10 protein-coding genes are annotated in these 13309 nt (G+C 69.5%); 6 read left to right on the forward strand and 4 right to left on the reverse strand.

The features are described from left to right. Positions 1 to 64 precede the first annotated feature (64 nt). On the reverse strand, positions 65 to 1363 hold the full coding sequence (locus AC4GYY_RS01070; RefSeq protein ID WP_491117976.1) for an FAD-dependent oxidoreductase: 1299 nt from the start codon (positions 1361 to 1363) through the stop codon (positions 65 to 67). A 90-nt stretch (positions 1364 to 1453) separates the two neighbouring features. Further along, complete coding sequence (locus AC4GYY_RS01075) at positions 1454 to 2410, reverse strand: CsgG/HfaB family protein (RefSeq protein ID WP_491117978.1); 957 nt, start codon at positions 2408 to 2410, stop codon at positions 1454 to 1456. A gap of 211 nt (positions 2411 to 2621) precedes the next feature. Here AC4GYY_RS01075 and lepA point away from each other — a divergent pair, with 211 nt between their 5' ends. The 4 genes from lepA (at position 2622) to recJ (ending at position 7766) form a co-directional block, all read left to right on the forward strand. Continuing rightward, positions 2622 to 4418 (forward strand): translation elongation factor 4, encoded by a 1797-nt coding sequence (lepA, locus tag AC4GYY_RS01080; protein ID WP_491117980.1) that lies wholly within the window; start codon positions 2622 to 2624, stop codon positions 4416 to 4418. 114 nt (positions 4419 to 4532) lie between these two features. Then, the gene (locus tag AC4GYY_RS01085) at positions 4533 to 5252 is read left to right on the forward strand and encodes an RcnB family protein (RefSeq protein WP_491117982.1); all 720 of its coding nucleotides are present in this window, start codon (positions 4533 to 4535) and stop codon (positions 5250 to 5252) included. Between the two features lie 70 nt (positions 5253 to 5322). After that, complete coding sequence (locus AC4GYY_RS01090; RefSeq protein ID WP_491117984.1) at positions 5323 to 6000, forward strand: prolyl hydroxylase family protein; 678 nt, start codon at positions 5323 to 5325, stop codon at positions 5998 to 6000. A gap of 44 nt (positions 6001 to 6044) precedes the next feature. Next, complete coding sequence (gene recJ, locus AC4GYY_RS01095; RefSeq protein WP_491117986.1) at positions 6045 to 7766, forward strand: single-stranded-DNA-specific exonuclease RecJ; 1722 nt, start codon at positions 6045 to 6047, stop codon at positions 7764 to 7766. Between the two features lie 98 nt (positions 7767 to 7864). Here the strand turns inward: recJ and AC4GYY_RS01100 are convergent, their stop codons facing one another. Continuing rightward, a complete protein-coding gene (locus tag AC4GYY_RS01100) occupies positions 7865 to 8263 on the reverse strand; it encodes a VOC family protein (RefSeq protein WP_056422467.1) in 399 nt (132 codons plus the stop codon). Positions 8264 to 8659: 396 nt separating this feature from the next. On the opposite strand from AC4GYY_RS01100, the gene AC4GYY_RS01105 reads away from it, so the two are divergent. Then, positions 8660 to 10435: an SLC13 family permease gene (locus tag AC4GYY_RS01105; protein ID WP_491117988.1), complete on the forward strand. Its 1776-nt coding sequence runs from the start codon at positions 8660 to 8662 to the stop codon at positions 10433 to 10435. Between the two features lie 222 nt (positions 10436 to 10657). Here AC4GYY_RS01105 and AC4GYY_RS01110 read toward each other — a convergent pair whose 3' ends face one another. Beyond that, entirely contained in the window at positions 10658 to 12082 is a 1425-nt protein-coding gene (locus AC4GYY_RS01110; RefSeq protein WP_491117990.1) for an aldehyde dehydrogenase family protein, read from the reverse strand. A 207-nt stretch (positions 12083 to 12289) separates the two neighbouring features. On the opposite strand from AC4GYY_RS01110, the gene AC4GYY_RS01115 reads away from it, so the two are divergent. After that, entirely contained in the window at positions 12290 to 13228 is a 939-nt protein-coding gene (locus AC4GYY_RS01115) for a right-handed parallel beta-helix repeat-containing protein (protein ID WP_491117992.1), read from the forward strand. Positions 13229 to 13309: the final 81 nt, after the last annotated feature.

The following is a 13309-nucleotide window of genomic DNA, read 5'->3' on the forward strand; positions in this document are numbered from 1 at the left end:
CGCGAGGACCTCCGGCAGCCGGTCGGGGGGCCATAACGGCAGCCTGTTCGTGCTGCAAGCCGTTTCAGCCGTGGCGCGCCCCCAGCATCGCCGCGACCGAGGTGAACTTCTCGCGCGGCGAGCCGGCGCGTGCGCCCGCGATCTCGGCGCGTTCGATCGCCTGCCAGTCGCGGAAGGTGACGACATCGATCCCGCGTCGGCCGAGCAAGGCGTCCAGCCCGGCCCCGCCCGCCTTGGCCTCGCCGGGCGGGAGATCGGCGGCGATCTGCTCGGCGATGAGGAAGCCGTCGGGCCGATTGGTCCCGATCGTGCCGGTCGGTCCCCGTCGCGCCCAGCCCGCCGCGTACACGCCCGGCGCGATCCGCCCGTCGACGTTCGCGAACCTGCCCAGTCGCTCATCATACGGCAGGCCCGGGATCGGTGGGGTGCGGTAGCCGATGCACGACACCACCAGCGCGGCGGGAAGGACGAAGGTCTCGCCCGTGCCGCGAATCCGACCTCCGGGTTCGACCTGGGTGCGCTCGACGACGACCCGTTCGGTGCGTCCGTCGCCCTCGACCCGCACCGGCATCGCGAAGAACTCGAACGCGATCGCGATCGGCTTGCCGCTCTCGCCGGCGGTCGCGAAGTTGCGGAGGTGCGCGACCGATCTCCGGCGGCCGGGATCGAGCGCCGCGTCGCTGTCGATCGGGGGCAGATCGGCCGGATTGACCCGGGGCTGGGCGCGCGCAAGCCGACCGAGCTCGCCCAGCTCCTTGGGCGTCATCGCGATCTCGTGCGGGCCGCGCCGAGCGAGCAGGGTGATCCGGCCGACCGCCGCGCCGCCGAGCCGGGTGAGCGCATAGGCGGCGATGTCCGATCCCGCGAACTCGGCCTGGGTCTTGGCGAGGATGCGCGCGACGTCGAGCGCGACGTTCCCGGCCCCGACGATCACCGCCGGCCCGTCGAGCGGCGGCGCGAGGTCGGCGAACTCGGGGTGGCCGTTGTACCAGCCGACGAACGCCGCCGAACCGACCACCCCCGGCAGGTCGGCGCCAGGGATGCCCAGCGGCCGGTCGGCGGGCGCGCCGGTCGCGACCACGACCGCGTCGTAGCGCGCGCGCAGCTCCTCGACCGAGACGTCGCGCCCGACCGTCACGTTGCCGAGGAAGCGGACCGCCTCGCCCAGCGCGGTCGCCTCGTAGCGGCGGCTGACCGCCTTGATCGACTGGTGATCGGGCGCGACGCCGAAGCGGATCAGGCCGTAGGGCACCGGCAGCCGATCGAGGACATCGACGCGGACGCCGTCGCCGAACTGCTTCAAGCAGGCCTCCGCGACATAATATCCCGCTGGGCCCGAACCGATCACGGCGACGTGGCGCATCGGCGACTGCTCCTCTGACGGGACGCAGTGTGGGCTTGGTGATCGGACGGGGCAAGCACGGGCGGGACGCGCCGCCCGTGCTTGCCCGGGTCAGTTCGAGGGTGCGAGCTTGGTGTTCATCACCCAGCCGACATTGTCGTTCTCGTCGGCGACCTCCCACCACAGGCCGTCCTGCTTGCCCGTCGGATAGACGATCGATCCGGGCTGCAGCGTGCGGATGACCTTGCCCGAGGCGGCGGCGGCCACGCGCATCGCGACCGGCGCCTGCGCGGTGAAGGTCTTCTTCGGCGCCGCCTGAGCGGTGCCGGCGTCACCGGGATTGACCAGCCCGAGTTCGTTGACCAGCTTCGAATAGGCCTGGATGAACGAGAGCGTCACGATCCGGCCGATGTCGGTGTTGTCGTATCCGCCACCGACCGCGCCGACGCCGCCGCCCAGGAATCCCGCGCCGCCGCCCAGTCCGAACGACAGGCTGTTCTTCGCGGCGTAACCGTCGGTGGTCGCGATCGTCTCGGTCGTGCGGACGTTGGTGATCGACAGGACGGTGTTCGCCTCCATCTTCTTCGAACCGATCCCGCCCGCCAGCGCGCCGAACCGCCCGCCGATCAGACCGCCGATCCCCGCGCCGACCGCGCTGCCGCCGGAATTGCGGTTCGACGCCTGGAGCTCGGCGACGAGGACGTAGTCCGCCGCCTTGATCTGGCCCTGGCCGACGTTCGAGCCGCGCTGGAGCCCCAGGTCGCCGCCGATCGCGCGCTCCTTCTGCGCCGCCGACAGGCCGGAACCGCGATCGACCAGGTTGAAGCAGCCGGATCGCTGGATCATGACCTTGAGCAGCTTCTGCGGCCCGGCGAGCTGATATTGCGTCCAGGTCGGATCGTCGCCGTCGACGACCGAGATCGTGCCGAGCTTGCGCGCGCAATGCGGCACGTCGCTCATCATCTGCTGCTGCGTCTTCTGCGTCCCCGACGGCCGCGCTTGAGCGGTCGCATCGGTCGTGGCGATCGTTCCGGCCAGCATCGTGGCGGCGACCAGCATCGTCTTCATGTTCGTGTTCCCCTCAGTGTCACGCAAGCGATGCCGGCTGTCCCGGTCACCGCGCCCGCCGCGCGTCCCTGACGGACGCCGTACCATTGGTTGCGGTCGCTATCCAGAGCGGCGTTGGGAGGGGAGCGCGCTGCGACGGGCGGGCGACGAAAGGGGCGGCCGTTGCGCCGCTTTGCCCCCGGCGCGCCACCCTGCTACGCGCCGCGCCACCATGGCCACCGACATTTCCAAGATCCGCAACTTCTCGATCATCGCGCATATCGACCACGGGAAGTCGACGCTGGCCGACCGGCTGATCCAGGTCACCGGCGGGCTGTCCGAGCGCGAGATGTCGGCGCAGGTCCTCGACAACATGGACATCGAGAAGGAACGCGGGATCACCATCAAGGCGCAGACCGTGCGTTTGGAGTGGAAGGGCCACGAGCTCAACCTGATGGACACGCCCGGCCACGTCGACTTCGCCTACGAGGTCTCCCGCTCGCTCGCGGCATGCGAGGGCGCGCTGCTGGTCGTCGACGCCGCGCAAGGGGTGGAGGCGCAGACGCTCGCGAACGTCTATCAGTCGATCGAGCACGATCACGAGATCGTCCCCGTCATCAACAAGATCGATCTCCCCGCCGCCGAGCCCGAGCAGGTGCGCAAGGAGATCGAGGACGTGATCGGGATCGACGCCAGCGGCGCGATCCTGGCCAGCGCCAAGAGCGGCATCGGCATCGAGGCCATCCTCGACGCGATCGTCGAGCGCATCCCCGCGCCCAGCGGCGATCCGGCCGCGCCGCTCAAGGCGATGCTGGTCGACAGCTGGTACGATCCGTATCTGGGCGTCGTCATCCTGATCCGGATCATCGACGGAACGCTCAAGCGCGGTCAGCAGATCAAGTTCATGGCGACGGGCACCGTCCATCTGGTCGACCGCGTCGGCTGCTTCCGCCCCAAGATCGAGCAGCTGCCCGATCTCGGCCCCGGCGAGATCGGCTTCATCACCGCGCAGATCAAGGAAGTCGCCCAGACGCGCGTCGGCGACACGATCACCGACGCCAAGCGCCCCGCCGCCGAGGCGCTGCCGGGCTTCAAGGAGGTTCAGCCGGTCGTCTTCTGCGGCCTGTTCCCGGTCGACGCGGCGGACTTCGAGAAACTGCGCGAGTCGATCAGCCGGCTGCGGCTCAACGACGCGAGCTTCAGCTTCGAGATGGAAACCTCCGCCGCGCTCGGCTTCGGCTTCCGCTGCGGGTTCCTGGGGCTGCTGCACCTGGAGATCATCCAGGAGCGGCTGACCCGCGAATACGACCTGGACCTGATCACCACCGCGCCGAGCGTGGTCTATCAGATCGAGCTGACCCACGGCGCGGGGCATCTCGAGCTCCACAACCCCGCCGACATGCCCGATCCCAACAAGATCGCGAGCATCGCCGAGCCGTGGATCGAGGCGACGATCTACGTCCCCGACGAATATCTGGGCAGCATCCTCAAGCTCTGCCAGGACCGTCGCGGCATCCAGAAGAACCTGACCTATGTCGGCGGTCGCGCCCAGGCGACCTACGAACTGCCGCTCAATGAGGTGGTGTTCGACTTCTACGATCGGCTGAAGTCGCTCTCGAAGGGATATGCCAGCTTCGACTATCACCAGATCGGCTACCGCGAGGGCGACCTCGTCAAGATGAGCATCCTCGTCAACGAGGAGCCGGTCGACGCGCTCAGCATGATCGTCCACCGCGGCACCGCCGAGACGCGCGGCCGCGGGATGTGCGAGCGGCTGAAGGAACTGATCCCGAGGCACCTGTTCAAAATCCCGATCCAGGCGGCGATCGGCGGCAAGGTGATCGCGCGCGAGACGATCAGCGCGATGAGGAAGGACGTGACCGCCAAATGCTACGGCGGCGACGCGACCCGCAAGCGCAAGCTGCTGGACAAGCAGAAGAAGGGCAAGGCGCGGATGCGGGAATACGGCAACGTGAGCATCCCGCAGGAGGCGTTCATCGCGGCGCTCAGAATGGGGGATGAGGGGTAAGCCACCTTTCGCATCGCTGACCGAGGGGTTCAGAAACCGTTCGACTCGCGGCGCCTAGACGGAACCCATCGCGTGGTCCGGCGCTTCCGCCGGTCGCGAACAGGAGGGTGTGTGATGACCAAGGCTTTCATCGCGGCGCTGATGGCTGCGAGCAGCATTCTTCCGAACGTGGCGGCGGCGCAGGACCGCGGCGACCGGCCGACGCGCGCCGAGCGTCAGGCGCGCGCGGACCGCGGCGACCCCGGTCGCGATCGTCCCGTGCCGCAGGCGGGGGTCGGCCGATCCGACGACCGAGGCGGGCAGGACGGGCGCGGCGACCGCCCCAACGATCGCGGCGGCCCCGACGGTCGCGGCGACCGCCCCGACGACCGGGACGGCCGCGGACCGGGCTGGAACCGCCCCGGCGGCGATCGCGGCGGTTACGACCGTCCGGGCGATCATCGCGGCGGGTACGACCGGCCCGGCGACAATCGCGGTCCCGGCTGGAACCGCCCCGGCTATGCCCGGCCCGGCGTCGCTCAGCGCTGGTCGAACGACTGGCGTCGCGACGGACGTTACGACTGGAACCGCTATCGCCAGTACAATCGCGAGGCGTTCCGGTTGCCGCGCTACTATGCGCCGGGCGGCTGGGGTTACGGCTATCGCCGGTTCGGAGTGGGCGTGCGGATTTCGGGCGCGCTGTTCGGGCGCAACTACTGGATCGCGGACCCCTGGGCATATCGCCTGCCCGCGGCCTACGGTCCGTATCGCTGGGTCCGCTATTACAACGACGCGGTGCTCGTCGATGTCCGTACTGGCTATGTCGCGGACGTGATCTACGGCATCTTCTGGTGACGCGCAGACCCCGGCGGAGCATCTCCGCCGGGGTCTTGTCTTGCGCGGCGAGCGGCGCGAAAGCCGGGCGATGGCGATCAACACCAAGCCGCCGGGTGGCCCCTCCAAGCTGCGCGCCCAGATCGGCCGCGATGTCGCCGCGCGACTGGCGGCGGACCCGCGCGCGCAGGACGTGGGCCTCAAGGACGTCCAGTTCTTCCGCGTCGACGATTTCCTTTCCGCGGAGCAATGCGCCGCGCTGATCGCGGAGATCGAGCGCAACCGGCGACCCTCGACCTTGCTGTCCGACAAGGCCGACTCCGCGTTCCGGACCAGCGACAGCTGCGATATGCACCGCTATTCCGATCTGGTCCGCCCGATCGACGAGGCGATCGCCGCGCTGCTCGGCCTGCCGCCGGAGAGCGGGGAGACGATGCAGGGCCAGCGCTACGCCCCCGGCCAGCATTTTCGCGCGCATCACGATTATTTCCACGAGAGCGAACCCTATTGGCCCCGGATGCGCGACAGCGGCGGGCAGCGGACGTGGACCGCGATGATCTATCTCAACGACGTCGAGGAGGGCGGGGCGACCTGGTTCCCGCTCGCCGGCGTACGGATGGCGCCGAAGCGGGGCCGGCTGCTCGCGTGGAACAACATGGCTGCCGACGGCCGCCCGAACCCCGCGACGATCCACGAGGGCATGGCCGTGGTCGAAGGGGTGAAGTACATCGTGACCAAGTGGTTCCGCGAGGGGGCGTGGGTGGCGTGACGCAAGGGATTCCGCCGGCGCTGCAAACGGGTTAACGCCCGCCCATGCCCCCCGTCCTCGACGTTACCTCCTCGATCCTCGGCCGCGCGTGGCGGTGGCGCGGACTCTCGACCGACGGCAGTCTGGACGATCTGGTGACGACGCTGCTCCTCGCCCGCGGATGCCCGCGGGAGGCGCTGGACGCGCACCGCAGCCCCTCGATCCGGCACTTCATGCCCGATCCGTCCGCCTTCCGCGACATGGATGCCGCCGCCGCCCGGCTCGCCGACGCGATCGAGCGGGGCGAGCAGGTGGCGATTTTCGGCGACTATGACGTCGACGGCGCGACCTCGGCGGCGCTGCTGTCGCGCGTGCTGGCGCAGCTCGGCCGCGCGCCGCGGGTCTATATCCCGGATCGGATGGCGGAGGGCTACGGCCCCAACCCGCAGGCGTTCCGGACGCTCGCGGCGGAAGGGGCGACGCTGATCGTCACCGTCGACTGCGGCGCGCTGGCGTTCGAGGTGCTGGAGGCCGCGAGCGTCGACGTGATCGTCGCCGATCACCACAAGTGCGAGACCCGGCTGCCCCGCGCGGTGGCGGTGGTGAACCCCAATCGGATCGACGAGGACGGCGCGCATGGGCATCTGGCGGCGGTCGGCGTCTGCTTCCTGCTCGCGGCGGCGCTGGTGCGGACGCTGCGGGCGCGGGGCTTCTTCGCCGGTCGGCCGGAACCGAAGCTGCTCGACCTGCTCGATCTGGTCGCGCTGGGAACGGTCGCCGACGTCGCCCAGCTGCGCGGGCTCAACCGGGCGTTCGTGGCACAGGGGCTGAAGGTGATGGCGCAGCGCCGCAACGTCGGGCTGGCCGCGCTGATCGAGGCGTCGCGGCTGACCCGCGTGCCGACGTGCAGCGACCTGGGCTTCGCGCTGGGGCCGCGGATCAACGCCGGCGGGCGGGTCGGACGCGCCGACCTGGGGGTGCGGCTGCTGACGACCGAGGACCCCGACGAGGCGCGCGGGATCGCCGGCGAGCTCGACCGCCTCAACGAGGAACGGCGCACGATCGAGGCCGGGGTGCAGGCGCATGCCGAGACGCTGCTGGGCGGCGACGCGGTGAACGTCGTCGCGGGGGCAGGATGGCATCCGGGCGTCATCGGCATCGTCGCCGGGCGGCTGAAGGAGAAGACCGAGCGGCCGGCGATCGTGATCGCGATCGGCGAGGACGGGATCGGCAAGGGATCGGGCCGCTCGATCACCGGCGTCGACCTCGGCCAGGCGGTGATGGCCGCGCGCGAGGCGGGGCTGCTGATCGCGGGCGGGGGGCACGCGATGGCGGCGGGGCTGACCATCGCCGCCGCCAATGTCGAGGCGTTCGCCGCCTTCCTGGAGGAGCGACTTGCGGCGCCGGTCGCGCGGGCGCGGGCGGACCGGGCGCTGCTGGTCGACAGCGTGCTCGCGCCCGGCGGGGTCAATGCCGCGCTGGTCGACGCGATGGAGGCGGGCGGACCGTACGGCGTCGGCTGGCCCTCGCCGTTGGTGGTCGCGGGGCCGGTGCGGGTGGTGAAGGCGGACGTCGTCGGCAACGGCCACGTCCGCACGATCGTCTCCGGTGACGACGGGCGCAGCCTCAAGGCGATGGCCTTCCGCGCCGCCGACACGCCGCTGGGCGCTGCGCTGCTGGGGGCGGGGACGCACAAGCGGCTGTGGCTGGCGGGGCGCGCCAAGCTCGACGACTGGGGCCGGACCCCGGCCGCGGAGCTGCATGTGGAGGATGCGGCGTGGGCGTGAGGTCGGCTCATGGATGTCCGGCTCTGGGGGCGAGCGGACATTCGCGGGATCGCATGATCGAGGCCCGCTAGGTCAGAAGCGGACTGGTGCCGGACGGATCAGGCAGGAAAATGAATTCCGCACAGTTTGTTACCGTCGGGGTCGCGAAAATAGGCCAGTTCGATGGTGCCCATGGAGGCAGTTTCGCGCGGTCCGGGCGGAGCTTCGATCGAGGTCCCGCCAGCGGCAACGGCGGTATCGTGAAGCTGCTTCACCTGCTCGGGGGAGTCGCAGGAAAAGGCGACGGTGCTGCCGTTGGCGACGCTTGCCGGTTCGTCGTTGATCGGCTGGCTGACGATGAAGTTGGTCCCGTTGCCGTTATTGTAGATCAGACGTGTATGGCCGCTGTCGGCGATGTTCCTCGTCCCTTCCCCTGCACCCAACGTGCCGAGCACCGTGTCGTAGAAGCGCTTGGACCGTTCAATGTCGTTCGATCCGACCATGGTGTGAAAAAGCACGCATACTCTCCTGAAGGCCGATCGACTTCAGATCGCCATTAGCGGTCTCACCTAACCGGCACATAAGCCGCGGTCACCCCTAAACCCTCAGAATGTCCGCAAGTGGGCGCCTTCAGCCCGTCCGCTGCTGGGCGGCCGTACACGCTACCGCGCTGTCCTACACGGCTCCATCCTGCCATACCCAACTCCGCTCTTTTCCAGCGTCGATCCTCGCAGGGTCTCGCGGCGCCGCCGCGGGTGGAAGGTGACAGACGCGCGGCGTTACGCGCACCTTCCGCCCCCCGCCGGACGACCGGGGGATCAAGCTGGTGTGAACTTGGTGTGACCGTCCGCGGCGATCCATCCGCAACCCTTCGACCTGCGGCCCGTTCTCGTTCCGCCCCACCCGGAGACCTGATGACCACGCCGCAATATCTCTCGATCGCGACGCTCATCGGGATGATGGCGATGTTCATCTGGGGGAGGTTCCGGTACGACGTCACCGCGATCCTGGCACTGCTGGCGGGCCTGGCGCTGGGGATCGTCAAGCCGAAGGACGCCTTCACCGGCTTTTCCGACGACATCGTCATCATCGTCGCCTCGGCGCTCGTCATCTCGGCGGCGGTGCAGCGGTCGGGCGTGATCGAGACCGCGCTCGCCTTCGTCTCGCGGCGGATCAAGCGGACGCGCGGGCAGCTGCTGGTGCTGACCGGATCGGTCGGCTTCGCCTCGGCCTTGGTCAAGAACATCGGCGCGCTGGCGATGCTGATGCCCGCCGCGTTCCAGATGGCGAAGAAGAGCGAGACCAATCCATCGGTGTTCCTGATGCCGATGGCGACGGCGTCGCTGCTGGGCGGGCTGATGACGCTGGTCGGCACCTCGCCCAACATCATCGTCAGCCGCGTGCGCGAGCAGATGATCGGGCAGCCGTTCGGAATGTTCGACTACCTGCCGGTCGGGTTCGGGCTGCTCACGATGGGGCTGGTCTATCTCGCCTTCGCCTATCGGCTGATCCCGGCGGGCCGGCGCGCGGCGCCGACCTTGGGCGAGGCGCTCGACATCAAGGGCTACGTCACCGAGGCGGAGGTGACCGAGGGCTCGCCGGCGATCGGCGAGACGGTCGACGCCTTCCTCGATCGGCACGAGCGCGAGGTGACGATCACCAAGTTGCTCCGCGCGGGACTTCGAACCTCGCCAACGCACGACATGGTGCTGGCCGAGGGCGACGTGCTGATCCTGGGCGGCGAACCGGATGCGCTCGAACGCGCGATCGCGGGCGACCGGCTCAAGCTGGAGGGCGAGGACCGCGCGGCGGCGGCGGACGCGGGGACCGACGAGGTCGGTGTGATCGAGGCGGTCGTGAACGTCGGCTCGCCGCTGATCGGACAGACCGCGGGACGGCTCGACCTGCAGGCGCGGTTCGGGGTCAATCTGATCGCGATCTCGAGACAGGGCGAGCATCTGTCGCGACGCCTGGGCGAGATTACGCTCCGCGGCGGCGACGTGATCGTGCTCCAGGGGCGGCTGGAAGCGCTGCCCGAGAAGCTGCGCGATCTCGGGTGCCTGCCGCTCGCCGAACGCGACCTGCGGCTGGGGACGTCGAAGCGATCGTGGCTGCCGATCGCGATCCTGGCGGCGGCGATGGTCGCGACGGCGATGGCGTGGGTGCCGGTCGCGGTCGCCTTCTTCGCGGCGGCGGGGCTGATCGTCGCGCTCGGCGCGCTGCCGGTGCGCGAGGCGTACGAGCATGTCGAATGGCCGATCCTCGTCATGCTCGGCGCGCTGATCCCTGTAGCGGACACGCTGCGGACGACGGGCGCTTCGGACGTGCTGGCGACCTGGCTGGCGCAGGTCGCGGCGACGCTGCCGGCGTGGGGCGCGGTCGGGGTGATCCTGCTGGCGGCGATGGCGGTGACGCCCTTCCTCAACAACGCCGCGACCGTGCTGGTGATGGCCCCGATCGCGGCGACCTTCGCGCACGATCTCGGCTACCGGCCCGATGCCTTCCTGATGGCGACCGCGGTGGGGGCGGGATGCGATTTCCTCACGCCGATCGGGCACCAGTGCAACACGCTGGTGATGGGGCCGGGAGGCTACCGGTTCGGCGACTATGCCCGGCTCGGCGCGCCGCTATCGCTCCTGGTGCTGATCGTCGGAACGCCGCTGATCCTGGCGGTGTGGCCGCTCCACTGACTTGCATCGGGCCTCAGGAGGGTCGAAAGGGGCGGTCCGGGTGACAGTCTGACGAGGGACACGCCCGATGAAATCCGTCCGTTGGCAGTGGTGGCTGCTCTGGATCTTCTGCGCGGCCGGCTGGATCGTCGCGATCGCCTATGTCGCCGCCGATCTCCGCGATCAGTCGCTCGATCTGTTCTGAAGCGGCGCGCCAGCGGGCCGGCGCGCCGTTCCGATGCGTCAGGCGGGCGCGCCGACGATGGTCTTGACCTCCATGAAGTCGGTCAGGCCGAACTTGCCGTTCTCGCGGCCGTTGCCCGACTGCTTGTAGCCGCCGAACGGGGCGGCGATGTCGGGCGACCAGCCGTTGATCGTGACGAGACCGGCGCGCAGCCGTGGCGCGACCTTGGCGGCCTCCGCGGGATCGCCCGAGATCGTCGCCGACAGGCCATATTCGGTGTCGTTGGCGATCCGGACGCCCTCGTCGAGCCCGTCGTAGGCGGTGATCGTCGCGACCGGGCCGAAGGTCTCTTCCTTGGCGATCCGCATGTCCGGGGTCACGTCGGTGAACAGCGTCGGCTTGATGTAGAAGCCGGCGTTGCGCCCGTCGGGACGACCGACGCCGCCGGTGACGAGGGTGGCGCCCTCGTCGATCGCCGACTGGATCAGGCCCTGGATCTTCTCGAACTGCGCCTTGTTGACGACCGGGCCGATGTGCGCGCCGACCTCGGCCGGATCGCCGACCTGGGTCGCCTCCATCATCGACTTCACCACCGCGACCGCCTCGGCGACCTGGCTCTTGTGGACGAGCAGGCGGGTCGGCGCGATGCAGCTCTGCCCGGAATTGGCGAGCACGCCCGCGACGGTCGGCGGCAGCACCGCGCCGAGCTCGGCGCCTTCGAGCACGAGGTTCGCGGCCTTGCCGCCGAGCTCCTGGTGGACGCGCTTGACGGTCGCCGCCGCCGCCTGGGCGATGGCGATGCCGGCGCGGGTCGAGCCGGTGAAGCTGACCATGTCGACGCCCTTGTGCGCGCTGAGCGCCGCACCGACGCCCGGGCCGTCGCCGTTGACGAGGTTGAACACGCCCGCGGGGACGCCCGCCGCGTCGAGGATCTCGGCGAGGATCGCGGCGCAGCCGGGAGCTTCCTCCGACGGCTTGAGGATCATCGTGTCGCCGGCGGCGAGCGCGGGGGCGACCTTGGCGCAGATCTGGTTGAGCGGCCAGTTCCACGGGGTGATCATCGCCACCACGCCCAGCGGCTCGTGGACGACTTTGGCCTTGCCGACCGTCTCCTCGAAGGTGAACTCGTCAAGCGCCTTCAGCGTCGTCGCGAAATGGGCGAGGCCGGTCGGGGCCTGCGCCGCCGAGGACAGCGCCATCGGCGCGCCCATCTCCTGGCTCATCGACTTGGCGAGATCGGGGATGCGCTTCTTATATTCCTCGATGATCCGGCCGAGCAGCGCCTTGCGCTCGTCGATCGAGGATTGCGACCAGGTCTCGAACGCGCGGCGCGCGGCGTCGACCGCCTTGTCGACGTCGGCCGGGGTGCCGAGCGTGATCTCGGTGCAGGGCTGCTCAGTCGACGGATCGATGACCTGATAGATCGTCCCGCCCTCGCTCTCGACCCACTGGCCGTCGATATAGTGCTTCAGGTAGCTCTGCATGTCTTCCCTCTCCGCCCGGTTTTCGAGACTCGGGTATTCTCATGCGGCGGGTGCGAACGGGTTGCAAGACGAAACGCGGGCGTGCCGCGGCGGGACGGTTCGCACGTGCGTTAACCTCTGTGCGCGCACGCAGGCGGCGTTAACCGTCTTCGTCGGTGGTCTGTTGAGCGGCGCGGGTGCAGCGGCGAGGGGAAAGGACTCGTCTCCATGCGTCACTTCCTGCCCGTCCTCGCCGCGCTCCTCACCGCGCCCGCCATGGCGCAAGGCGGCGCGCCGTTCACCGTCGCCGAGACGGGGGAGGGATTCCAGCATCTCCAGGACGCGCTCAACGCCGTCCGGGGTCGCGACGCGACGATCACGATCGCGCCCGGCACCTACCGCGAATGCGCGATCCAGCAGGCGGCGAGCGTCGTCTTTAAGGCGGCGAAGCCGGGCACCGTGATCTTCGACGGCGTCACCTGCGAGGGCAAGGCGGCGCTGGTGATCCGCGCGGGCAAGGCGACCGTGGATGGCATCGTCTTCCGCAACATGCGCGTCGGCGACGGCAATGGCGCGGGCATCCGGATCGAGATCGGCGACCTCACCGTCCGCAACGCGATGTTCCTCGACAGCCAGGAGGGCATCCTTGGCTCGAGCGATTTGCCGCACAAGATCCTGATCGACCGCTCGACCTTCTCCGGTCTGGGTCAGTGCGACGAGACGCCCGACTGCGCCCACTCGGTCTATCTCGGCGGCTCGGGCGGGGACGTGACGATCACCAACTCGCGCTTCGAGCGCGGGCGGGGCGGGCATTACGTCAAGCTGCGGCTGCCGCACGTGATGATCACTGACAACAGCTTCGACGACACGCAGGGCACGAAGACCAACTACATGATCGATATGCCCAATGGCGGCACCGGGCTGATCGCGCGCAACACCTTCGTCCAGGGTAAGGCGAAGGAGAATTGGACGGGGTTCATCGTCATCGCCGCCGAATCGCGCAGCTTCCCCTCGGCCGGGCTCCGCGTCGAGAACAACACCGCGACGCTGGCGCCCGGGCAGACGAAAAGTCCGGCGTTCCTTGCCAACGTCAGCGGCCAGCAGCTCGCCGCGGCGGGTAACCGGCTGGGGCCAGGGGTGCGGGCGTATGAGACGCGCAATCCGTGAAGAGGCATCCGTTAACCACGGTCGCGAGCGAAGCGGCAAGACGCCGTGCCTAAACGAAATCGGCGGGTGAGTTAGGGATCG

Source organism: Sphingomonas sp. SP6, from assembly GCF_058313435.1.